Annotated in this window: 21 protein-coding genes; 7 read left to right on the top strand and 14 right to left on the bottom strand. The window is 66.3% G+C overall.

All coding sequences use genetic code 11. The features are described 5' to 3' along the window. The first annotated feature begins 26 nt into the window (after positions 1–26). Positions 27–1,037, top strand: coding sequence for an alpha/beta hydrolase (locus GFS60_RS27950; protein WP_159926190.1), 1,011 nt, complete (start codon positions 27–29; stop codon positions 1,035–1,037). Beyond that, complete coding sequence (gene mtr, locus GFS60_RS27945) at positions 1,034–2,422, top strand: mycothione reductase (protein WP_159926188.1); 1,389 nt, start codon at positions 1,034–1,036, stop codon at positions 2,420–2,422. Before GFS60_RS27950 ends, mtr begins: the two co-directional genes overlap by 4 nt. 16 nt (positions 2,423–2,438) lie before the next feature. On the opposite strand, the gene GFS60_RS27940 is transcribed toward mtr, so the two are convergent. The 4 genes from GFS60_RS27940 to GFS60_RS27925 form a co-directional block, all read right to left on the bottom strand. Continuing rightward, positions 2,439–3,005, bottom strand: a complete 567-nt coding sequence (locus tag GFS60_RS27940) for an alpha/beta hydrolase (RefSeq protein WP_159926186.1) — start codon at positions 3,003–3,005, stop codon at positions 2,439–2,441. Between the two features lie 110 nt (positions 3,006–3,115). Continuing rightward, positions 3,116–4,639: a cobyric acid synthase gene (locus GFS60_RS27935; protein WP_397517980.1), complete on the bottom strand. Its 1,524-nt coding sequence runs from the start codon at positions 4,637–4,639 to the stop codon at positions 3,116–3,118. Positions 4,640–4,650: 11 nt separating this feature from the next. Continuing rightward, entirely contained in the window at positions 4,651–5,508 is an 858-nt protein-coding gene (gene map / locus GFS60_RS27930; RefSeq protein WP_159926182.1) for a type I methionyl aminopeptidase, read from the bottom strand. An 81-nt stretch (positions 5,509–5,589) separates the two neighbouring features. Continuing rightward, on the bottom strand, positions 5,590–7,212 hold the full coding sequence (locus GFS60_RS27925) for an AMP-binding protein (protein ID WP_159926180.1): 1,623 nt from the start codon (positions 7,210–7,212) through the stop codon (positions 5,590–5,592). A 139-nt stretch (positions 7,213–7,351) separates the two neighbouring features. Here GFS60_RS27925 and GFS60_RS27920 point away from each other — a divergent pair, with 139 nt between their 5' ends. Both GFS60_RS27920 and GFS60_RS27915 read left to right on the top strand, forming a co-directional pair. Continuing rightward, the gene (locus tag GFS60_RS27920; protein WP_159926178.1) at positions 7,352–8,230 is read left to right on the top strand and encodes a LuxR C-terminal-related transcriptional regulator; all 879 of its coding nucleotides are present in this window, start codon (positions 7,352–7,354) and stop codon (positions 8,228–8,230) included. Between the two features lie 53 nt (positions 8,231–8,283). Continuing rightward, positions 8,284–9,711 (top strand): APC family permease, encoded by a 1,428-nt coding sequence (locus GFS60_RS27915; protein WP_159926176.1) that lies wholly within the window; start codon positions 8,284–8,286, stop codon positions 9,709–9,711. Between the two features lie 4 nt (positions 9,712–9,715). Here GFS60_RS27915 and GFS60_RS27910 read toward each other — a convergent pair whose 3' ends face one another. From GFS60_RS27910 to dxr, 6 genes are all read right to left on the bottom strand, one after another. Beyond that, positions 9,716–10,021: a hypothetical protein gene (locus GFS60_RS27910; protein ID WP_159926174.1), complete on the bottom strand. Its 306-nt coding sequence runs from the start codon at positions 10,019–10,021 to the stop codon at positions 9,716–9,718. A gap of 188 nt (positions 10,022–10,209) precedes the next feature. Next, the gene (locus tag GFS60_RS27905; protein WP_159926172.1) at positions 10,210–12,024 is read right to left on the bottom strand and encodes a penicillin-binding transpeptidase domain-containing protein; all 1,815 of its coding nucleotides are present in this window, start codon (positions 12,022–12,024) and stop codon (positions 10,210–10,212) included. A 53-nt stretch (positions 12,025–12,077) separates the two neighbouring features. Beyond that, complete coding sequence (locus tag GFS60_RS27900; protein WP_159926170.1) at positions 12,078–12,914, bottom strand: GNAT family N-acetyltransferase; 837 nt, start codon at positions 12,912–12,914, stop codon at positions 12,078–12,080. Positions 12,915–13,006: 92 nt separating this feature from the next. After that, entirely contained in the window at positions 13,007–14,164 is a 1,158-nt protein-coding gene (gene ispG, locus GFS60_RS27895; RefSeq protein ID WP_159926168.1) for a flavodoxin-dependent (E)-4-hydroxy-3-methylbut-2-enyl-diphosphate synthase, read from the bottom strand. Positions 14,165–14,205: 41 nt separating this feature from the next. Further along, a complete protein-coding gene (locus GFS60_RS27890) occupies positions 14,206–15,426 on the bottom strand; it encodes a M50 family metallopeptidase (RefSeq protein WP_159926166.1) in 1,221 nt (406 codons plus the stop codon). A 6-nt stretch (positions 15,427–15,432) separates the two neighbouring features. After that, on the bottom strand, positions 15,433–16,590 hold the full coding sequence (dxr, locus tag GFS60_RS27885) for a 1-deoxy-D-xylulose-5-phosphate reductoisomerase (RefSeq protein WP_159926164.1): 1,158 nt from the start codon (positions 16,588–16,590) through the stop codon (positions 15,433–15,435). A gap of 120 nt (positions 16,591–16,710) precedes the next feature. Between dxr and GFS60_RS27880 the strand changes: the two genes are divergently transcribed. After that, entirely contained in the window at positions 16,711–16,980 is a 270-nt protein-coding gene (locus GFS60_RS27880) for a DUF2631 domain-containing protein (RefSeq protein WP_201453466.1), read from the top strand. An 85-nt stretch (positions 16,981–17,065) separates the two neighbouring features. On the opposite strand, the gene rlmN is transcribed toward GFS60_RS27880, so the two are convergent. Then, the gene (gene rlmN / locus GFS60_RS27875) at positions 17,066–18,175 is read right to left on the bottom strand and encodes a 23S rRNA (adenine(2503)-C(2))-methyltransferase RlmN (protein ID WP_109330913.1); all 1,110 of its coding nucleotides are present in this window, start codon (positions 18,173–18,175) and stop codon (positions 17,066–17,068) included. Positions 18,176–18,289: 114 nt separating this feature from the next. Here rlmN and GFS60_RS27870 point away from each other — a divergent pair, with 114 nt between their 5' ends. Both GFS60_RS27870 and GFS60_RS27865 read left to right on the top strand, forming a co-directional pair. Further along, positions 18,290–18,703: a LapA family protein gene (locus GFS60_RS27870; protein ID WP_159926162.1), complete on the top strand. Its 414-nt coding sequence runs from the start codon at positions 18,290–18,292 to the stop codon at positions 18,701–18,703. Between the two features lie 83 nt (positions 18,704–18,786). Continuing rightward, positions 18,787–19,641 (top strand): HpcH/HpaI aldolase/citrate lyase family protein, encoded by an 855-nt coding sequence (locus tag GFS60_RS27865; RefSeq protein ID WP_201453465.1) that lies wholly within the window; start codon positions 18,787–18,789, stop codon positions 19,639–19,641. A 3-nt stretch (positions 19,642–19,644) separates the two neighbouring features. On the opposite strand, the gene GFS60_RS27860 is transcribed toward GFS60_RS27865, so the two are convergent. From GFS60_RS27860 to frr, 3 genes are read right to left on the bottom strand one after another with little or no spacing between them, the layout of a single operon-like run. Next, positions 19,645–20,352 carry a class I SAM-dependent methyltransferase gene (locus GFS60_RS27860; protein WP_159926158.1) on the bottom strand — a complete coding sequence of 236 codons (708 nt, stop codon included), beginning with the start codon at positions 20,350–20,352 and terminating at the stop codon, positions 19,645–19,647. 10 nt (positions 20,353–20,362) lie between these two features. Then, on the bottom strand, positions 20,363–21,292 hold the full coding sequence (locus GFS60_RS27855) for a phosphatidate cytidylyltransferase (RefSeq protein ID WP_374432504.1): 930 nt from the start codon (positions 21,290–21,292) through the stop codon (positions 20,363–20,365). Positions 21,293–21,320: 28 nt separating this feature from the next. Then, positions 21,321–21,878 (bottom strand): ribosome recycling factor, encoded by a 558-nt coding sequence (gene frr, locus GFS60_RS27850; RefSeq protein ID WP_109330917.1) that lies wholly within the window; start codon positions 21,876–21,878, stop codon positions 21,321–21,323. Positions 21,879–21,906: the final 28 nt, after the last annotated feature.

The following is a 21,906-nucleotide window of genomic DNA, read 5'->3' as shown; positions in this document are numbered from 1 at the left end:
CGGGATCGCCCATTAGATTGTGATCTGTGACTACATGGGCTCCCGACGTCCTCGGCGACGGATATCAGCAGTTGACCATCCCCCTCGGTACCGATCCCGACGGCGAAGGTGAGGTCGAGGCAACGTTGATCCGTTACCAGCCCGCACAGGAGACGAAGCGGACCGGCCGAGCCGTGCTCTACGTGCACGGGTTCACCGACTACTTTTTCCAGAAACACCTGGCCGAGCACTTCGCCGACCAGGGATACGCCTTCTTCGCCCTGGACCTGCGCAAATGTGGTCGTTCCCTCAAACCCGGTCAGACGGCGCACTTCGTGTCGGACCTCACGCTGTACGACGCCGAACTGGACGAAGCGCTCCGCGTCGTGCGCGAGCAGACCGGCGAGGGCCAGGTCCTGCTGGTCGCACACTCCACCGGGGGACTCGTACTCCCGCTGTGGCTGCACCGACGGCAGAAGAAGGCCGGCGGCACCGCGGCCCTCGGCGTCAGCGGCGTCATCCTGAACAGCCCGTGGTTCGACCTGCAGGGGCCGTCGTATCTGCGAAATGTGGGAACGGTGGCCGTCGACGCACTGGGCCGTGTCAAGCGGAAGTCGATCGTTCCGAAGACCACCCTCGACACCTACGGGGTGAGTCTCCACGTCGACGGCAACGGAATCTGGAACTACAACCTGGACTGGAAACCGCTGGGCGGCTTTCCCGTCACCTTCGGCTGGCTCCGGGCGGTGCGCCGCGGGCATGCGCAACTGCACCGGGGTCTCGATATCGGTGTTCCTGCGCTGATTCTGCGTTCCAAGGCGTCGTACTTCGCTCCGAGGTACGACCCTCAGGTCGACACAGCCGATGCAGTCCTCGATGTCCGGCAGATCGCCCGGTGGGCCGGGTGTCTCGGCGACCGCACGACGATAGTGCCCATTCCGGGCGCCCGGCACGACGTCTTCCTGTCTTCGGACGAACCCCGCGCCCAGGCGTTCGCCGAGGTGGACCTCTGGCTCGACTGGCTGCACGGCCACAATTCCGCGGAGGCGCCGCGATGACCCACTTCGATCTCGCTATCATCGGCTCCGGGTCGGGCAATTCCCTTCCCGACGAACGCTTTTCGGACAAGAAGATCGCACTCCTCGAGAAAGGCACGTTCGGCGGGACGTGCCTGAACGTCGGGTGCATTCCGACCAAGATGTTCGTCTACGCCGCGGAAGTGGCCCGCACGGTCACCGATACCGCGAAATTCGGCGTCGACGCCCAGCTCGAGGGTGTGCGCTGGCCCGACATCGTCAAAAGGGTCTTCGGCCGCATCGATCCCATCTCCGCGGGCGGTGAGCGCTACCGCGCGGAAGACACCCCGAATACGACGCTCTTCCGCGGGCACGCGTCCTTCTTCGGGCCGCGGACGATCGACACCGGAACAGGTGAGGTCATCACCGCGGATCAGGTGGTCATCGCTGCGGGATCGCGGCCGATCATCCCGGACGTCGTGCGCAGTTCGGGCGTGCCGTACTACACCAACGACGACATCATGCGGCTCCCCGAGCTCCCCGAGCGCCTGGTGATCATCGGAGCCGGGTTCATCGCCGCGGAGTTCGCGCACGTGTTCTCGGCACTGGGCACGCGGGTGTCGCTGATCTCGCGGGGCGAGCACCTCTTGCGCCATCTGGACGACGACGTGGCCCGTCAGTTCACCGATCTGGCGGTCTCGAAGTGGGATGTGCACCGCGGCCGGACGGTGGCGTCGGTCCGCCCGGACGGTGCCGGGGTCGCGGTGGAACTCGACAACGGACGGGTCGTGTCGGGCGACGCCCTCCTCGTGGCCACCGGCCGTCGATCCAACGGGGACGTGATCGATGCTGCCGCCGGCGGCATCGACCTCGACCAGGGGCGCGTCGTCGTCGACGAGTTCCAGCGCACCAGCGCCGAGGGGGTGTTTGCGCTCGGCGACGTCTCTTCGCCCTATCAGCTGAAGCACGTTGCCAACCACGAAGCGCGCGTCGTCCAGCACAACCTGCTGCGGGACGCGTGGCAGGACACGTCGGGCCTACGCCGTACCGACCATCGTGTCGTGCCCGCGGCTGTGTTCACCGACCCGCAGATCGCCCACGTCGGGCTCACCGAGCGCGAGGCTCGGGACGCGGGCTGGGACGTCACCGTGAAGATTCAGGCCTACGGCGACGTCGCCTACGGGTGGGCCATGGAAGACGACGAGGGTTTCTGCAAGATCATCGCCGAGCGTGGCACCGGGCAACTGCTGGGCGCGCATGTGATCGGCGCACAGGCCTCCACGGTGATCCAGCCCTTGATCCAGGCCATGAGTTTCGATGTGACGGCACACCGGTTGGCCCGGGGCCAGTACTGGATACACCCGGCTCTCCCTGAGGTCGTCGAGAACGCCCTGCTCGGACTCGACGTCGACGACAGCGGCCTGTAATCGACTCGGCGCTCGACTACCAGGGGCTGGTGCGGAGAACAATCTCGGTGGCGAGCGCGGCGGCAGCGGAGGCCGGGACATTGGTGACACCGTCGAGGTCCACGACGCGGAAATCCGAGTAGACGAACCGACCACTCGCATCGGCCTCGGCTCGCCGCGTAGGGCTTCCGACCATCACGGTGGTCGGGAGCTCCACCGGTGGGCATCCCGCCTCGCGGACCAGACCTTTGTCGTCGGGCGCCGCCGGGTGACCCCGATCGGCAACGACGAGACTGGCGAAGCGCCCGAACTGGCGAGCGGCGAGCGTCCAGGCGAGCTCGGCGCCCTCGCGGCTTCCCACGAGGTTGACCCATCCCACCTTCAGCTCGTCGAGCAGCCCCATCACAGAGGAGTCGTCGAGTCCCTCGATGGACTCGGGCACGATGGTGCGCAGATCCGAATTGTGCAGGCGGGCGCACACATCGTCGTAGACGTCCGGGGCGTCCCCCGCACCGGGCAGCAGCAGGACAGCGTGCCTGCTCGCCGGCCCGTCGAGCCGAACAGTGCAGTCTCCGTCTCCCACAGCCACGTGTGTCAGTTCCATGGCAGAAAACCTACGCGATCCGCGCCGCATTGCGCTCGCGCCTTACCCGGTCCGGTTCACAACGCTGGTCCGGCAGATCGGAGCACGGCCGATCGTGCGCGGGCAACTGCCTAGAAAGAGAGGCGGGAGCCGATGGTGGCCAGCCCCTCCGGGGCACCTTCACCGATCAAGATGTCCAGGGCGCCCACATCCACGTGCTTCTCGACGAGATCAGCCAACAGGTCGAGCTGCGCGACCCGCACGGCGGCCACGTCGGTGTCGGGGGCGGGGACGAAGCCGGTTCGACCCGAATGCTCCGCGACATCGTCGAGGAGTAGACGGCGGAATCGATCGTTCTCGAGCAGACCGTGCCAGTGCGTTCCGTAGACAGCTCCGCGGATACTGCCCTCCGCCGCCCCGGTGCTCGCGTAGAGCAGCGGCTGATCGCCGTTACGCCGGACCCGACCGTGGTGTATCTCGTAACCGTCGACCGGGACGCCGTACGCGTCACCGGTGACCCGGCCCAGCACTTTGTCTGCCGCGAACTCCACCTCGAGGTCGAGCAGTCCCAGACCCGGGGTCTGGCCGCGACCGGATTCGACGTCGTCGACGATCACGGAGCCGAGCATCTGGTAACCGCCGCAGACGCCGAGTACCGGGCGGCCGAGTTTCGCCTGCGCCACCACGGCATCGGCAATTCCGTTGCGCCGCATCCACTCGAGGTCCGACACCGTTGACTTGCTGCCTGGCAGGACGATCAGGTCGGCATCCTGCAGGCGGGAAGGATCGTTGACCCAGCGAACCGAAACTCCGGGTTCGCACGCCAACGCTTCCACATCCGTCGAGTTGGAAATTCGTGGCAGGCGGATCGCCGCCACCCGCAGCCATTCGCTTCCCACCGGCGATCCGGGACGCCCGACGGGGGCGTCGCCCACGACGCCGAGCGAATCTTCCGCGTCCAGCCACAGGTCGTCCGCGAACGGAATGACACCGAGGGTCGGCCGGCCGGTCAGAGCAGTCAACTGTTCGAGGCCCGGAGTCAGCAACGACACGTCGCCGCGGAACTTGTTGACGACGAAGCCGGCGATCAACGCCTGATCTTCCGGCGAGAGCACAGCCACCGTGCCGAAGAGGTGGGCCAGCACTCCGCCGCGGTCGATGTCGCCGACCACGAGCACCGGAATCCGGGCGGCGCGGGCAAGACCCATGTTGGCCAGATCCGTTGCCCGCAAGTTGATCTCGGCGGGTGAGCCCGCGCCCTCACAGATCACCACGTCGAACTCGTTCCGCAGGGACGCCAGTTCCTCGGCCACCACCACCCGGAGATGGTCGCGGTGCTCGATGTAGTCGCGGGCACCGACGGAAGTGACGGCGCGGCCCCGCACCACCAGCTGGGACGTCCGATCACTACCCGGTTTGAGCAGCACCGGGTTGAAACGCACGCTCGGTTCCAGTCCACACGCGGCGGCCTGCAGCGCCTGCGCACGTCCGATTTCGCCGCCGTCGAGAGTGACGACGGAATTGTTGGACATGTTCTGCGCTTTGAACGGCGCCACCCGGACACCGCGACGCGCCAGCATCCGGCACAAGCCGGCGACGAGCACGCTCTTCCCCGCGTCCGACGTGGTTCCGGCGACGAGCAGTGCGCCTTTCAGTTGGCCCGGGCTCAAGGCAGGGTGAGAATTTCGGCGCCGGTCTCGGTGACCACGATCGTGTGCTCGAACTGGGCAGTCCACGAGCGATCCTTGGTGACCACGGTCCAGTCGTCTTCCCAGACCTCCCAAGCGATGTCACCGAGATTGATCATCGGCTCGATCGTGAACACCATTCCCGGTTCGATCACCGTGTCGACCGACGGCTCGTCGTAGTGCAGGATGACGAGGCCGTTGTGGAACGTGGTGCCGATGCCGTGGCCGGTGAAGTCCCGGACCACGCCGTAGCCGAAGCGGTGGGCATACGATTCGATGACCCTGCCGATCACGTTGAGCGCGCGTCCGGGCTTGACCGCCTTGATGGCCCGCATCGTGGCCTCGTGCGTCCTCTCCACCAGCAAGCGATTCTCCTCGGCGACGTCGCCTGCGAGGAAGGTTGCGTTGGTGTCTCCGTGCACCCCGCCGATGTAGGCCGTGACGTCGATGTTGACGATGTCACCGTCCTGGATGACGGTCGAATCCGGGATCCCGTGGCAGATCACCTCGTTGAGCGAGGTGCAGCAGGATTTCGGAAAACCCTTGTAACCCAGCGTCGACGGATAGGCGCCGTGGTCGATCATGTAGTCGTGAGCGATGCGGTCGAGTTCGTCGGTGGTGACGCCGGGCGCCACCGCCTTTCCCGCCTCCTGAAGAGCGCGGGCGGCGATCTGGCTCGCCAGGCGCATGGCCTCGATCGTCTCGGGTGTCTGCACCCACGGCTCGTGACCCTCGTTGGCCGTCGGCTTCCACGCGTACTCGGGCCGCTCGATACTCGCAGGCACGGCGAGGACGGGTGACACGGTTCCGGGGCTCAATGCTGTGCGGACAGACATGGGTATCAGGGTAGACCTGCCCTTCTCCGTGCGCCTTTCTGGTAGCGGGAACTACCAGAAAGGCGCACGAGCGCGAAGCGCCTACCGCTGGCGCAGGAGGTAGCGCTGCACCTTGCCGCTGGGAGTCTTGGGAAGGTGCGGAACGAAGTGCACGGTGCGCGGATAGGCGTGTGCAGCGAACTTCTTCTTCACCAAGGTCTGCAGCTCGGCTTCGAGTGCGTCGGTGCCCTCGACTCCGTCGCGGAGGACGACGAAGGCTTCGAGTACCTCACCGCGCAGGTCGTCGGGCATTCCGACGACCGCGGCCTCGACAACGGAGTCGTGCATGACGAGCACGCTCTCCACGTCGAAGGGCCCGATCCGGTATCCGGCCATGATGATGACGTCGTCGTCGCGGGCCGAGAAGAAGTAGAAGCCGTCCTCGTCGGTCTGGCCCGCGTCGCCGGTGAGGTACCAGCGGCCGTCGCCGGTGAAGCGCTGCGCGGTCTTCTCGGGGGCGTCGACGTACCCGGTGAACCACAACAGCGGGCTGTTCCGGGTGTCGATAGCGACCCGGCCCGGTGTCCGGGGCGGGGCGATCGCGTCGGAGTCGTCGGCGAGTACCGCGCAGGACCAGCCTGGGAGCGGCTTGCCCATCGAGCCGTCGCGGACCTCGTCCTGCAGACCGTCCGCCCACGCATTGGCGATGAACATTCCGTGCTCGGTCTGGCCGTAATGGTCGCGCACGAGCACCCCGAGGTTCGCCTTCGACCACGAGATCACGTCCGGGGTGAGTGGTTCACCGGCAGACGACGCACGACGCAACCGCACCGTCTCGGGGATCGGCGTCGGATCCGCCCGCAGACTCCGGTAGACGGTCGGGGCGGCCGCAAAGTTGGTGACCCCGAAGCGTTCCATGACCTTCCAGGTGAGCGGCGCCGAGAATCCTGCGTGCAGCAGGATGCTGCGCGTCCCCGCGGCGAGCGGCCCGAGCAGTGCGTAGTAGAGGCCGTACGCCCATCCCGGGTCCGCGGCGTTCCAGAAGACGTCGTCCTTGCGAACGTCGAGCCCGAACTCCTGGTAGGCGTGGAACGACGCCAGCGCCCGAACCGGGACCGGCACGCCCTTGGGGGTTCCGGTGGTTCCACTGGTGAACAACTGGACGAGGGGTCCGTCACCGCCGACGGCAACGGCCGCACCCCGGGCATCGCTGGGATCGTGCGACGTCAACAGCGTCTCGAAGTCCACCGTGCCGGACTTCTCGCCGCCGACGACCACCACCTGCCAGGGCGCGTCTGCCGGAATGTCCTCACCGGGCGTCAGCTTGTCCAGCTGGTTCGCATCGGCGATCACAACTTTCGCTTTGCTCGCCTCGAGTCGGAACGCGATGGCCGGGGAGGCGAATGCCGTGAACAACGGAACGTGGACCGCCCCGCGACGCCAGATCCCGAGCAGGGCTACGACCAGTTCGGCCGACTTGCCCATCAGCGTCGCCACGTGCTCACCCGGTTCGACACCGAGGTCCGCCAAGGCTGCCGCACACCGTGACGACTGTTCACGAAGGAATCCGTAGGTGAGGTCCGTCGAGGTCAGATCCGCTTCCACAACGGTGAACGCCACGTCGTCGGCAGGGTGTCGATCACACAGCAACTCCGCCGCGGCGGCGGTCGGCGTGTCGTACTGATCGAGCAATTCACGCACGCGTGCGGTGGGATCGGTGGTCATGCGGTACTCCTCGTATTCTGCGGGCTGGTAACTCGGGGTCGAGCGTTCGCGGGGCCGGGTCGGCGACGGCGTGGCCTCATCCGAACTCGCTACGGTTATGATCTAGCTCACAGACCGCCCTGACTACCCCCGGAAAGGGGTGACCCACTTGGTTCTCCCGTCGCTACTACGCCCCCGGGACGGCGACGCCCTGCGCGGTGAGCTGCGCACGATCGCCGCCCAGGGTGTCGTGCCGGTCCTCTTCGGCGGCGAAGTGAGCGACGACACTCTCCATCTCAGCGAATTCTTCGGAACGCGTACCAACAACCTCAAAGGGCTGGCCATCCCACCGCTGTCCGGCCTCGGCGGCCGAGTGGTGGCTCAGCGCAGGCCTGTCTCGGTCAACGACTACAGCTCCTCCCAGACCATCACGCACCACTTCGACCGCCCCGTCCTCAGCGAGGGTCTCCGCTCCATCCTGGCCGTGCCCGTCATCGTGCAGGGCAAATCCCGGGCCGTCCTCTACGCCGCCATCCGCGAGTGCGCACCGATCGGTGATCGGACCGCGGATGTCGTCGTCGCGGCCTCGCGCCGACTCGGTACGGAGATCGCCATTCGTGACGAGGTCGACCGCCGCCTCCAGATGCTCACGACACTGGACGCGCAGGGTGTCGACGGCGCCACCACCGAAGAGCTTCGCGACATACACGCTCAGATGCGGAGTGTGGCCCAGACTGTCAACGATCCGTCGTTGCAGGAGCAGTTGCGCGGGTTGTCCGAGCGGCTCGCGGCAGTTGTCAGCCCCGGTGGCGGCGATGGTGCGGACGCGTCTGACGACCCTGGTATCACCCTCACCCCCCGAGAGATCGACGTGCTGGCGCACGTCGCGCTGGGATGCACCAACGCCGAGGTCGCCCAGCGGCTGTCGGTGGGAGCCGAGACCGTCAAGAGTTACTTGCGCAGTGCCATGAACAAGCTGGACGCGCGGTCCCGCCACGAAGCCGTGGTCACCGCACGGCGGCTGGGATTACTCCCTTAGCGACAAGCGTCTTCTCGGCCGGGAAGCGCGAGCGCAGCGAAAGGCGGTGGGTCATGGGATCGACAACGGATTCGAACGCGTCGAGCTCGAATGCGTCCGGTGCGAGTTCTTCCGAGCAGCCGAGCCTGAAGCGGGTCATGGGTCCCGGTCTGCTTCTGTTGTTCATCGTCGGCGACATCCTCGGAACCGGCATCTACGCGCTGACCGGCAAGGTGGCGAATCAGGTCGGTGGCGCGGTGTGGTTGCCCTTTCTCATCGCCTTCCTCGTCGCCATCGTCACGGCCTTCAGCTACCTCGAACTCGTCACCAAGTTCCCCAAGGCAGCGGGAGCTGCGCTGTACACACACAAGGCTTTCGGGGTGCACTTCCTGACGTACATGGTGGCTTTCGCCGTGATGTGCTCCGGCATCACGTCTGCCTCCACAGCGTCGCGTGCCTTCGCGGCCAACTTCGTCGAAGCCTTCGATCTCGATTTCACCACCGGAATCGGGATCACCCTCCTCGGTCTCGCGTTCATGACGGTCGTGGGAATCATCAACTTCCGTGGGGTCAGCGAGAGCGTCAAAACCAATGTGGTCCTCACGTGCATCGAGCTGTCCGGGCTTCTGATCATCATCATGATCGGTCTGTGGGCACTCGGCGTGGGCGACGGTGACTTCTCCCGGGTCGCCACGTTCGACACCGGTGAACGGTCCCCGGTCGGCGCCGTGATCGCGGGTACTGCGCTCGCCTTCTTCGCGATGGTCGGTTTCGAGGATTCGGTCAACATGGCCGAGGAGTGCAAGGAACCCAGCCGAATCTTCCCCAAGGTGTTGCTGACGGGACTTCTCGTCACGGGGGCGATCTACGTGTTCGTCTCCATCACGGCCATCGCGCTCGTACCGGTGAGCGACCTCGGCGAAGGTGACACACCGCTACTCAAGGTGGTGCAGGCCGGCGCCCCCGGCTTCCCGATCGGGATCTTCGCCTTCATCACCATGTTCGCGGTCGCCAATACCGCACTGATCAACATGCTGATGGCAAGCCGGCTGCTGTACGGCATGAGCCGCGAGAAGGTACTCCCTCCTCCGTTCGGGAGAGTGCACGCCCGCCGCCGCACCCCGTACGTGGCCATCGTCTTCACCACGCTCGTCGCGTTCGGCTTGATCACGTTCGTCGGTGAGGTGCCCGAACTCGGCGGCACCACGGCCCTGCTCCTGCTGTGTGTGTTCACGATCGTGAACATCACCGTGCTGGTCCTCCGGAAACAGCCCGTGGAGCACAAGCACTTCCGGGTACCGACGATTCTCCCGATCGTCGGTACCCTGACGTGCGGCTTTCTCGCCACACCCTTTGCCGACCGCCCGACCGTGCAGTATCAGATTGCCGGCGTGCTACTCGGGATCGGCGTCGTCCTCTGGGCGGGCACAGTGCTCGTGAACAAGAAGCTCGGAAAAGGCGGCCCGGAACTCGATCCTGAAAAGCTCGCCGAACACGAGTAGCACCTCAGAGAGCATCCTTCAGAAGGCGAGCGTTGCGGACGCTGACGCAGGGCACCCCACGGGCCCTCGCCTGCTGCATCGCCATGGCTTCCGCTGGGGTGCAGAGTCCGTCGAGGACGTCTTCGGTGGCGATGACGCACAGGACGTCTCCGTCGCAGGAGCTGATCGACGCGATTCCGCGGCCCGACGCCCACTGCTTCATCGCCAGCCACTGAGTCAATTCCGTGCCTGGGTCCGGATTGCCGACGAACAACAATCTGCGGACGCCATCCGATGCGTCCACCCGAGTTTCTTCCGAGACGAGTGTCATGTGTGAAAGTTCCTGTCTGCGTGGTCTCTTCGATCCCGCGGTTGCGAAAATCTTCTGCCACCCACTATGGGCGCTCCCGGCGGCGGTGTCTGTCCCCCGACCGGGTCTCTGAACCGACTACACCTGTGTCCCCCGATCGGCCGATGGCGCCTCGGCACAACCCGATATCGATGGACACCGGCGCAGGGTCAATACCCTTCGGGCAACGCCGCGAACATCTCTCGGGTGACGGCGACGGCGTTGTCGGAGCTCCCGCCCCGGACCACCAGTGTGGCGAAGGCGAGATCACCTCGATAACCGACGAACCAGGCGTGCGAGCCACCCTCGACTTCGGCCTCCCCCGTCTTTCCGTATACCTCGCCCTGATCCTCGATCCGTTCAGCTGTGCCACTGGTCACCACGAGCCTCATCATCGAGCGCAGCCCCTCGACCATGTCGGGGCTGATCGGCGGATGGTCACCCTCGATCACGGTCTCGCGTCCGGCGATCAACCGCGGGACGGGAGTCGAACCGTGCGCGATCGTCGCCGCGGCCAGGGCCATTCCGAACGGACTGACCACGACCCTGCCCTGGCCGAAGCCGTCCTCTGTTCGTTGCACCAGCTCTTCGGCCGGCGGGACGGAGCCGGAATCGGTCGGCAGGCCCACGACTCGGTAGTCGGGGCCGATCCCGTACTGCGACGCCGCGACCGTCAGCGCGTCGGGCTTCATCTGACTGGCCAGTTTCGCGAACGAGGTGTTGCACGAGCGGGCGAATGCCGTGGCCATCGGCACGGTGCCCAGCGCGAACTCGTTGTAGTTGGGAACGCTGCGCTCCCCGATCTCGATTCGTCCCGGACACGGCACCATCGTGTCGGGGCTCGCGATCCCCGAAGAGATGGCTGCCCCGGCGGTGATGATCTTGAACGTCGATCCCGGAGGGTAGAGACCTGTCAGGGCGACCGGCCCGTCCCGGTCTGCCGCCTTGTTCTGCGCCACCGCGAGAACGTCTCCGGTCGACGGCTGGATCACCACCATCATGGCCTGGTCGGTCCTGGCGTCGACGGCGTTCTGCGCCGCAACCTGAATGGGCCGGTCGAGGCTGATCGAGAAGGACGGGGAGGTCTGCGGCGGTGTCTCGGTGAGGACATCCGTGTCGACGCCGTTCTGGTTGACGGTGACCACGCTCCACCCGGCCTTGCCGTCGACCTCGTCGATCACCGTCTTCTTCACCTGTCCGACGAGGTCCGGGGCGAAAGTGCGATCCGTGGCCACCAGGTCCGCCTCGTCCGAGACGCTGACTCCGGGAAGGGCACCGAGGACGCCCGCGACCCGCTCGTAGTCTTCGGACCGCAGTCGGGTGACGAGGTAGTCACCCTCGACCGCCGTCGCAGATTCCGCGATCGACTGCGCGGTGAGCGTGGTGTCGAACGGGGAGAGCGCGGCGGCAAGACCCTGCGCCGTGGAGATGACGTTGCCCGACTCCCCGGCGTCGAACTTGACGCGGTACACGACTCCGGGAACCAGAACATCCGAACCGGAGTGCTCGTTGACGCGAGCGCGGGGCGCCGCGGTCGACCGGAGCGACATCGTCTGCCGGTCGCCGAGCCGAGGGTGGATGTTGGTGGAGCTCCACCGGACCGCCCACTCCCCGTTCCGGCGCCCCATCTGCAGCTCACCGGAGTAGGTCCAGACTCGATTCTTCGGTAGATGCCATTCGTAGGCGTAGCCGACGGTGGCCGTGTCTCCCTTGATGTCCACGTCGGTCGTCTTCGCCTCGAGCGACTCCGCCTGCAGCGACTCCCAGGCCGACTCGAGAACTCGTTGAGCATCGTCGGGCCGATCGGACAATTGTGCGGCCTGCCCGGAATCGCGGTCGGCGAAGGCGGTGAGAAATGCCTGAGCGGCGGGCGCGGGGCCGTCGGGCTTCGGTGTGCACGCCGTCGAGCCGAGGATCAGCGCGGCCGCGCCGCCGAGGGCGATGGACCGCACGACGCGGAATCGAGTGGTTGGCCAGAGGTTCATCGCCGCTCATGGTATGTCTCCGACCACCGTCGGCACGGTAGGCGGCCAGCGAGTCAGTCCAGGAGAATTGTGGCGAACGTCGCGACTTGGCTGAAACCGATGCGCGCGTACGCACTGCGGGCCACGGTGTTGAAGCTGTTGACATACAGACTGGCGATCCGGCCGTCCGCGATGACGGCCTCCGCCACGGTTGCCGTTCCCGCGGCCCCGAATCCCTGCCCTCGATACATCGGGTGGACCCAGACGCCCTGGATCTGTCCCACCCGCGACGACACCGACCCGACCTCGGCCTTGAAGATCACCTGTTCGTCCTCGAACCGGGCCCAGGCTCGGCCGGCGGCGATGAGATTGGCGACCCGGCGCCGGTACCCGCGACCGCCGTCATTGGCGCGGGGGTCGACGCCGACTTCCTCGATGAACATGGCCACCGCTGCGGGAAGGTACTGCTCGAGTTCGTGCATCCGGACTTGGCGGACGAGCGGATCGGGGTGGCAGTGCGGCTTGCCGGCCAACGCGAGGAGAGGCTGGTCGGCCCGGACCTCGCGAGCGGGGCCCCAGTCCATTTCCAGCATCTCCCACAACGGCAGTGTCAGCTCGGCCCGGCCCACCAGCGACGAACACATGCGGGGCGTCCGGCAGGCTCGGTCTGCGAACGCGCGCATGTCGTCGACGCTGCCGCGAAGCGGAACGAAGTTGGCACCGGAGAAACACAGAGACTCGAGCGGTCCTCCTCGACTCCACAACTCCCCGTGGATCATCCGCGGATCGACTCCGCATTCTTCGACGCGCGCGGCGACCATGCAGGCGGCGACAGGATCGGCGTCGAGAACGCGGAGCACATGTGCCGCGTCTCGACTGCTCAACTGTTTGGCACCGAGGAGCTTGAGCATCTACCCAACCTTGTCAGCTAGTGGTTCTGCCCACCAGATTGCCACGAACACGCCAGAAACGGGAGACGTTTCGATGCCCAGGGGCGGGCGAGTCAGCTGACGGTCACGACGGGGGACCCGGCCGACGCGTCACCCTCCATCTCTTCCGCGATGCGCATCGCTTCCTCGATGAGCGTTTCGACGATCTGCGCTTCCGGCACAGTCTTGATCACTTTGCCCTTCACGAAGATCTGGCCCTTGCCGTTTCCGGAGGCCACTCCGAGGTCTGCCTCGCGAGCCTCGCCGGGACCGTTCACCACGCAGCCCATGACGGCGACGCGCAGCGGGATTTCCATGCCTTCGAGCCCGGCGGTCACTTCGTCGGCCAACGTGTAGACGTCCACCTGGGCGCGCCCACAGGAGGGGCACGACACGATCTCGAGCTTGCGCGGTCGCAGGTTCAGCGATTGCAGGATCTGCGTTCCGACCTTGATTTCCTCAGCGGGCGGCGCCGACAGCGATACCCGGATGGTGTCGCCGATGCCCTCGGAAAGGAGCGCACCGAAGGCGACGGCCGACTTGATCGTTCCCTGGAACGCCGGACCGGCCTCGGTCACGCCCAGGTGCAGGGGGTAGTCGCACTGCGCTGCCAGCTGACGGTAGGCCTCCACCATGATCACCGGGTCGTTGTGCTTCACCGATATCTTGATGTCGCCGAACCCGTGTTCCTCGAAAAGCCCGGCTTCCCACAGAGCCGACTCGACGAGCGCTTCCGGCGTCGCCTTGCCGTACTTCTGCATCAGCCGGGGGTCGAGCGACCCGGCGTTGACTCCGATGCGGATCGGAATGCCGGCGTCACCGGCCGCCTTGGCGACTTCCTTGACGCGTCCGTCGAACTCCTTGATGTTGCCCGGGTTCACGCGCACCGCGGCGCACCCCGCCTCGATGGCCGCGAAGATGTAGCGCGGTTGGAAGTGGATATCGGCGATAACCGGGATCTGGCTCTTCTTCGCAATCGTCGCGAGTGCGTCGGCGTCCTCCTGGCGCGGGCAGGCGATTCGGACGATGTCGCAGCCGGACGCGGTGAGCTCGGCGATCTGCTGGAGGGTCGCGTTGACGTCGTGGGTCTTCGTGGTGCACATCGACTGCACGGACACCGGAAAATCGCTGCCGACGCCGACTGTCCCGACCTGCAGTTGGCGGGTCTTGCGGCGGGGCGCGAGAACGGCGGCCGGGCCTTCGGGCATACCCAATCCGACAGGGCTGGTCACGTGGGTGCCTTCTTTCGTAGCTTCAGGTCCGAGTTTAGCGATCACTGGAAGAGCTTGATCGGGTTGACGATGTCGGCGGTGAGGGTGAGCAGCATGTATGCGCCGCCGATGACGATCACGACATAGGTCACGGGCAGCAACTTCAGGTAGTCCACGGGGCCGCCTCGGGGCAACCCTCGCCTGCTCCGGAACCAGTCGCGAATTCGCTCGTAGAGCGTCACTGCCATGTGTCCGCCGTCGAGTGGGAGCAGCGGGAGCATGTTGAACATGCCGAGGAAGAAGTTGAGGCTTGCGAGGAGGAGAACGAACGCTTCCCAGATCCCCTGTTCGGCGATCTGGCCGCCGATCACGCTCGCGCCGTACACGGAGATCGGTGTCTCCGGGTCCCGTTCCCCGCCGGTCACGGCGTGCCACAGGTCGACAGCCTTGCTCGGCATCTGCACCAGACGTTCGGCTGTCATGACGAACATGTCACCGGTGAATCCGAAGGAGGCCGGGACCGCGGACACCGCCGAATGCTCGACGACGGCCGGGGGCGCGGCGATGCCGACAGCACCGACGGTCGCCTCGTGCGGTTGACTCTCCCCCTCCTCCTGGACCCACCGCTGCACCTGCTGGACGGGAACGACGACCGTCTGCTCGGTGCCGTCCCGTTCGATCGTGAAGTCCACTGCACCCGACAGAGGTCGCGTTGCGGCGGCGACGTCCGCGAAGGTAGGCGTCTCCTTGCCGTCCACCGCGACGATGATGTCGCCCGCCCGGATACCGGCCTCCTCGGCGGGCCCGGTACCGGTGCACGGAGACAGCGCGTAGTCGGGAGCGGGACCCTGGGTGGCGGCAACACAGCCGACCGCACCGACCTCGGCATGGCTGGGCCGGTTCAGGTCGGGCAGACCCCACCCGACGGCAAGGACGTACACCAGAACGAGACCGAGGAGGAAGTTCATGCCGATGCCGCCGGACATCACGGCGAGGCGTTTCCAGGTCGCCTTCTTGTACATCGCCCGGTCTTCTTCGTCCGGCGCGAGTTCGTCGAGGGCCGTCATTCCCGCGATGTCACAGAAGCCACCGAGCGGCAGGGCCTTGAGCCCGTACTCGGTTTCACCGCGGCGGAAGGAGAAGATTCTGGGGCCGAAACCGATGAAGTATCGACGGACCTTCATGCCGGTGGCCTGAGCCACCCACATGTGACCCGCTTCGTGAAGCGCGATCGACAGTGCGATTCCGAGGGCGAAGAGAACAACGCCCACTGCGAACACCATGCAGTTCTAGCCTTCCTGCTTGACGAGCTGACGTGCTCGGTCACGCGCCCAGCCGTCGGCGGCCAGTACGTCCTCCACGGTAGCCGGTGGCGCCGCCCACTCGTCCGCCTCGGACAGCACGGCGGCGACGGTGCGGACGATGGCCGGGAATCGGATGATCCCGTCCAAGAATGCCTGAGCCGCGACTTCGTTGGCAGCGTTGTAGACGGCGGTGAGGCAACCGCCACGCCTGCCGGCTTCCCGCGCGAGGTCGACAGCAGGGAAGACCGCCGAGTCGAGTGGTTCGAAGTCCCAGCGGGAGGCGCTGGCGAAATCGCACGGGGCGGCAGCTCCTGCGACCCGGTCCGGCCAGCCGAGCGCGAGCGCGATCGGCAGCTTCATATCGGGCGGGCTGGCCTGTGCGAGCGTGGAGCCGTCGGTGAAGGTGACCATCGAGTGCACGATCGACTGCGGGTGAACCGTGACGTCGATGCGGTCGTACTCGATCCCGAACAGCAGGTGGGTCTCGATCAATTCGAGCCCCTTGTTCACCAGCGTCGCGGAGTTCAACGTGTTCATCGGGCCCATCGACCAGGTGGGATGGGCGCCGGCCTGTTCGGGAGTGACCGAGTCGAGTTGCTGAGCGGACCATCCCCGGAAGGGACCGCCCGAGGCCGTGAGAACGAGGCGGGCCACCTCGTCGGCACTGCCTCCCCGCAGGCACTGGGCGAGCGCGGAATGTTCGGAGTCCACGGGCACGATCTGGCCGGGGGCCGCGGCGGCGGTGACAAGCGGCCCGCCCGCTACGAGGGACTCCTTGTTCGCGAGCGCGAGCCGCGCGCCGGACTCCAGGGCGGCCAGGGTCGGTTCCAGACCGAGGGAGCCGACGAGGGCGTTGAGGACGACGTCCGCTTCGGTGTTCTTCACCAGTTCGGTGACCGCGCCCGGACCGCTCAACACTCCCGGCCGATCGAGTGTGGCAGCGGCCCGCGGATCGGCGACTGCGACGGATGTCACACCTGTTTCGGCGATCTGCCGTGCCAGAAGGTCGACATTTCCACCACCGGCGGCGAGGCCGACAACGGAGAACTTGCCGGGGTTGGCCGCGATCACCTCCAAAGCCTGGGTGCCGATCGAACCTGTGCTGCCGAGCAGCAGGACGCGGGTGGGCCTGGTTTCATCCACCCACCCATTGTTCCTGATCGAACAGCGGTCGCCCGCCGTGGATGGCCCCGGTACATACGACGGACGGTCGTATGTCACGATATGGCGAGTAGCGCAACCGAATCTGCAGGAGGATCGATCGTGGCCGGTACCCAGTTGGAGCCCTCGTCCAGCGACCCCGTCGTGGCCGCACACGTCGATACGGCCGAGGTCCCGTCGGCGGCATGGGGCTGGAGTGGTGAAGCGCCCAAGACGTTCCGCTTCCTCGGCTGGTTTTTCGCGCTGTTCCTGCTGCTGATGATCATCGGTAACCACACCGGCCGGGTCGAGGACCTGTGGCTGGTCGGCTGCGCAGGCCTCATGGTCGTCGTGCTGGTCCGCGACATTCTCCAGCGGCGCAAGCCCCGGTAGACCCCCGCTTTCCACGAAAACCCCTCGACCGAAGTCCTCGGCGAGGGGTTTTCGCGTGCCTGTTGTCGCTACTCGTGGCGGCGAATCAGTTTTCGGCGGCGAGTTGGCCGCACGCCGCGGCGATCTCCTGCCCCCGGGTGTCCCGCACGGTGCAGGACACACCTTGCGCGATGACGCGGCGAACGAATTCCTTCTCCACCGGCTTGGGGCTGGCATCCCATTCGCTGCCCGGTGTGGGGTTGAGCGGGATGAGGTTCACGTGCACGAGGGGACCGAGAGCCTTGCGCAGCTTCTTGCCCAGCAGGTCCGCTCGCCACGGCTGGTCGTTGACGTCCCGGATCAAGGCGTACTCGATCGAAACGCGTCTGCCCGACTTGTCCGCGTAGTAGCGGGCGGCATCGAGGACCTCGGCTACCGACCACCGGTTGTTCACAGGCACCAGGGTGTCGCGAAGTTCGTCGTCGGGTGTGTGCAAGGACACCGCGAGGGTGACGCTCAAGTCCTCGTCGGCGAGCTTGCGGATGGCGGGAGCCAGTCCCACCGTCGACACCGTCACCGAACGCTGCGACAACCCGAGGCCCTCGGGGGGCGGGGCAGTGATACGACGCACTGCCGCGACGACCCGCTTGTAATTGGCGAGCGGCTCCCCCATACCCATGAACACCACATTCGACAGGCGCCCCGGACCTCCGGCAACCTCACCGTCGCGCAGGGATGCGGCCGCGGCCCGCACCTGGTCGACGATCTCGGCAGTCGACAGGTTGCGTTGCAGACCGCCCTGGCCGGTCGCGCAGAACGGACACGCCATTCCGCACCCGGCCTGACTCGAGATACACAGGGTCGCACGGTCGGGGTATCGCATCAGAACACTCTCGAGAAGTGTTCCGTCGTTCGCCTTCCACAGCGTCTTCCGGGTATCTCCACCGTCGCACGCCAGATGTTTGACGGGTGTCAGCAGCGTCGGGAAGAGGGCGGCCCCCACCTGCTCCCGGACCGCAGCCGGAAGATCGGTCATCCTCTCCGGATCCGCCTCCAAGCGCGCGTAGTACTGCCGGGCCAGCTGGTCGGCACGGAAACCGGGCAGCCCCAGTTCCTGGACGACCTTCCGGCGTTCGGCGGAGTCGAGGTCCGCGAGATGCCGGGGCGGCATCCCGCGCCGGGGCGCGGTGAACACGAGGGGGAGCGAGACAGCCATAGTTTTCCCATTGTCCCATTGATTCGGCGGCCGATGTCGCGCGGATACGTGATCGACGCCATTCCGCCGTCCGATGCGGGTGCAGAACCGCGCCGAGTGGGTGAAGATCGAGTTATGTCGACAACACCGGACGACCCCTCGCAATCCCCTACGGATGTCCCGGCGGGCGGTGGCCCTGTCGGCGGGCCCACGCCTGGCGATCCGCCCTACCCGGACACCACCCACCCAGGACCCCAGCATCCGGACGTCGCACGAAAGAAGGGCATCAGACACACCAGGGCGGGCGCGACCTGGACCGGCCTCGTCATCGGAATCATCGTTCTCGTACTGCTTCTCGTGTTCATCCTGCAGAACCTCGACAGCGCAACACTCGAACTGTTCGCCTGGGAGTTCACGCTTCCGCTCGGCGTGTCGTTGTTGCTGGCGTCGATCGCCGGCGCCGTGATCATGGCCCTCGCCGGGGGGGTCCGGATCATCCAGATCCGGCGAGCGGCAAACCGGCAGCAACGCCTGAACACTAATTACTGACTGAACAATAGTTACGCAAGTGGATCGGGCCGGCGCCGACCGCGCATGATGGTTGTCGTGGATATCACCGGAACGGTACGACTGTGAAGGCCGACATGGAGACGACTGTGGCACCGCGCATCGCTGCCGAGCAGGCGCGATCCTGGCTGCTGGTTCCCGCCGGCAAGCCCGAAGGTTTCGAGGCGGCGCATGCGAGCGCCGCGGACGCCGTCATCCTCGACCTCGAGGACGCCGTCACCCCCGACCGTAAGCCTCGCGCGCGCGCCGACGTGGTCGCCTGGCTCGGCGAGAATCGGCGGGCGTGGGTCCGCATCAACGATGCGACCACCCCTTTCTGGGCCGACGACCTCGCGGCACTGAACCACGTTCCAGGACTCGAGGGCGTCATGCTCGCCAAGACCGAGAGTGGAATGCAGGTCGACGCCACCGCCGATCGCCTTCCCGCCGGGACCAAGGTGCTCGCTCTCGTCGAATCCGCCATGGGTCTCGAAGCTGCGCCGGAGATCGCTCGCGCCGAGGCGACTTTCCGGCTCGCCTTCGGTAGCGGCGACTTCCGGCGCGACACGGGGATGGACGATTCGCCGCTGGCCATGGCCTATCCGCGCGCACGGCTGACGATCGCGAGCCGCGCCGCCCGGATCGCCGCACCGATCGACGGGCCTACCCTCGGTTCGGACGTCGAGGCGCTGGTGCGCGCGTCGGCGCTCACGCTGTCGATGGGAATGACCGGGAAGCTGTGCATGACCATCGCTCAGACGGCGTCCGTGAATGATGCGCTGAGCCCCTCCCCCGCTGAAGCCGAGTGGGCGATGGATGTGATCGCCGACCTCGGCGAAGACGGATCGCGGGTACGCGATGGTAGTGACCTGCCCAAACTCGCGAAGGCGAAGAAGATTCACGCGCTCGCGAAGCTGTTCCACATCGCGCCGCGTCGGTAATCACTAAGCGCGCGGTACTTCCAGCCCGGCCGGCTTTCGGCGAATGTGCACGCGGTAGCGCACGTCGACGGCCAGGCCGGGCGTCTGCGCATAGGCTTTCGCCGCCGTGCTTCGGGTGAACTCGATGCCCAGGACTCGGCGCAGCGACTCCCGATCCGGGAAGAGCCACCGCGTCTGTACCCGGGTCAGGTCGAACCCCTGCGCCGCGAAGAAGGCTTCGACCGCGGCCGGTCTGTAGTGCGGCATGTCGGCACGCATCCATGCACCGTAGGGCTCCGCCGTCGCGTCGAGATCGATGACCGCGAGCGCTCCTCCCGGTCGGAGCACCCGCATCGCCTCGAGTATTCCCGGTCCGCATCCTGGGCCGAAGAAGTAGGCGGTTCGGGCATGCACCAGGTCGACGCTCGAGTCTCCGAGGGGAATCTGCTCGGCCGATCCGGCGAGTATTCGCACGTGGGACAGGCCGGAGACCCGCTGCCGGGCGAGGTCGAGTAGAGGCGGATGCGGTTCGACGCCGATCACGGTGCTCGCTGCTTCGGCGAAGACCGGAAGATGAAAACCGGAACCGCAGCCGATGTCGACGACGGTCTTGCCTCCCCAGTCCAGGATGGACCGTAGATGCCGGAACAGCGCACCGTCGACGTCCTGCGCCCGGTTCTCGAGCTCGTAGGTGTCGGGCCAGTGCCAGATGTTGGGGCTGGGAATGGTCACGGCCGGTCGGTCACACGAGGACCGTGAGCACCAGCCACGTCACGAACGCCGACGGCAGCAGGGAATCGAGACGGTCCATGATTCCTCCGTGTCCGGGAAGCAGGGTGCCCATGTCCTTGATCCGCAGTTCACGTTTCACCTGGGATTCGATGAGGTCACCGAGCGTGGCCGTGACCACCAGGACCACGCCGAGCAGTACACCGATCATCGGGTTCTCGCCGAGGATGAGGGTGACCGTGAGCAGACTGCCGATCACACAGAACAGCAGGGAACCGAAGAAACCCTCCCACGACTTCTTCGGGCTGATCGCCGGCACCATCGGATGCTTACCGAAGAGAACTCCGGCGGCGTAACCACCGACGTCGGAGCAGACCACTCCGATCATGAGGCAGAGCACCCGGCCCGCCCCGTCGTCCTGCAACACCATCAGCACCGCGAACGAGGCCAGAAGGGGAATCCACGCGGCCACGAATACGGTGATCGCCGTGTCTCGCAGGTAATTTCGTGGGGTCGCCTTGAGTCCGTGGTCGAACAGGCGCCACACCATGCACACCAGAGCGGTTCCCGCGAACGCGCTGAGCACACCCTCCGGGCCGAATGGCCAGCCCAGCCACAGTACGGCTTGCCCGCCCACGAGCAACGGTATCCGAGGAGCGCTGATGTCCGCTTCCCGCAACCGCTTGGTGACCTCCCAGGTGGCCACGGCCATCGCGACGGACACGACACCGATCCACACCAGCGGTACGTACACGAGTATCAGGATCAGCGAGACACCGAGGCCTACGCCGACAGCGATCGCGGCGGGAAGATTCCTTCCCGCCTTCGATCCTGTGGCCGGGGGCACCTCCGACTGTGCGGGGCGCGTTCCCTCCGACTGCGCGGAAGGCTCGCCCTCAGACGTTGGCCCCCCTGGCGTCCCGTGTTCTGTTGGCACGGTCACTGTCCCCGATCCACTCCTCGTCCCGCGCTCAAACCTCGAGCAACTCGGCTTCCTTGTGCTTCACCAGCTCGTCGATCTGCGCGACGTAACGAGCAGTCGTCTTGTCGAGTTCCTTCTCGGCGCGCCCGACCTCGTCCTCGCCGGCTTCACCGTCCTTCTGGATGCGGGACAGTTCGTCCATCGCCTTGCGGCGCACGTTGCGCACCGACACTTTCGCGTCCTCGCCCTTCGCCTTCGCCTGCTTCACGAGTTCACGGCGGCGTTCCTCCGTGAGCTGCGGCACGGAAATGCGGATCAGGTTGCCGTCGTTGGACGGGTTGACGCCCAGATCGGAGTTACGGATCGCGTTCTCGATCGGGCCGAGCTGAGAGGCCTCATAGGGCTTGACCACCACGAGCCGCGCCTCCGGGACGTTGATGCTGGCCAGCTGTGTGATCGGGGTGAACGCACCGTAGTAGTCGATACCGATCCGCGAGAACATTCCAGGGTTCGCCCGGCCCGTCCGGATGGAACCCAGGTCATCCTTGGCCACCGTGACAGCCTTCTCCATCTTCTCCTCGGCTTCGAAGAGAGCTTCATCAATCACGGCTGTTCCTCCATGTCATTCTGCATCG

The organism is Rhodococcus sp. WAY2 (assembly GCF_009859915.1).
GTDB classification, from domain to species: domain Bacteria; phylum Actinomycetota; class Actinomycetes; order Mycobacteriales; family Mycobacteriaceae; genus Rhodococcus_F; species Rhodococcus_F oxybenzonivorans.
This window is presented reverse-complemented; position numbering and strand designations above follow the sequence as displayed.

Coding starts and splice junctions, on each gene's coding strand:
- mtr (WP_159926188.1), top strand. CDS start 1,034: ATGACCCACTTCGATCTCGCTATCATCGGCTCCGGGTCGGGCAATTCC.
- GFS60_RS27940 (WP_159926186.1), bottom strand. CDS start 3,005: ATGGAACTGACACACGTGGCTGTGGGAGACGGAGACTGCACTGTTCGG.
- map (WP_159926182.1), bottom strand. CDS start 5,508: ATGTCTGTCCGCACAGCATTGAGCCCCGGAACCGTGTCACCCGTCCTC.
- GFS60_RS27925 (WP_159926180.1), bottom strand. CDS start 7,212: ATGACCACCGATCCCACCGCACGCGTGCGTGAATTGCTCGATCAGTAC.
- GFS60_RS27915 (WP_159926176.1), top strand. CDS start 8,284: ATGGGATCGACAACGGATTCGAACGCGTCGAGCTCGAATGCGTCCGGT.
- GFS60_RS27910 (WP_159926174.1), bottom strand. CDS start 10,021: ATGACACTCGTCTCGGAAGAAACTCGGGTGGACGCATCGGATGGCGTC.
- GFS60_RS27905 (WP_159926172.1), bottom strand. CDS start 12,024: ATGAACCTCTGGCCAACCACTCGATTCCGCGTCGTGCGGTCCATCGCC.
- GFS60_RS27900 (WP_159926170.1), bottom strand. CDS start 12,914: ATGCTCAAGCTCCTCGGTGCCAAACAGTTGAGCAGTCGAGACGCGGCA.
- GFS60_RS27890 (WP_159926166.1), bottom strand. CDS start 15,426: ATGGTGTTCGCAGTGGGCGTTGTTCTCTTCGCCCTCGGAATCGCACTG.
- rlmN (WP_109330913.1), bottom strand. CDS start 18,175: ATGGCTGTCTCGCTCCCCCTCGTGTTCACCGCGCCCCGGCGCGGGATG.
- GFS60_RS27870 (WP_159926162.1), top strand. CDS start 18,290: ATGTCGACAACACCGGACGACCCCTCGCAATCCCCTACGGATGTCCCG.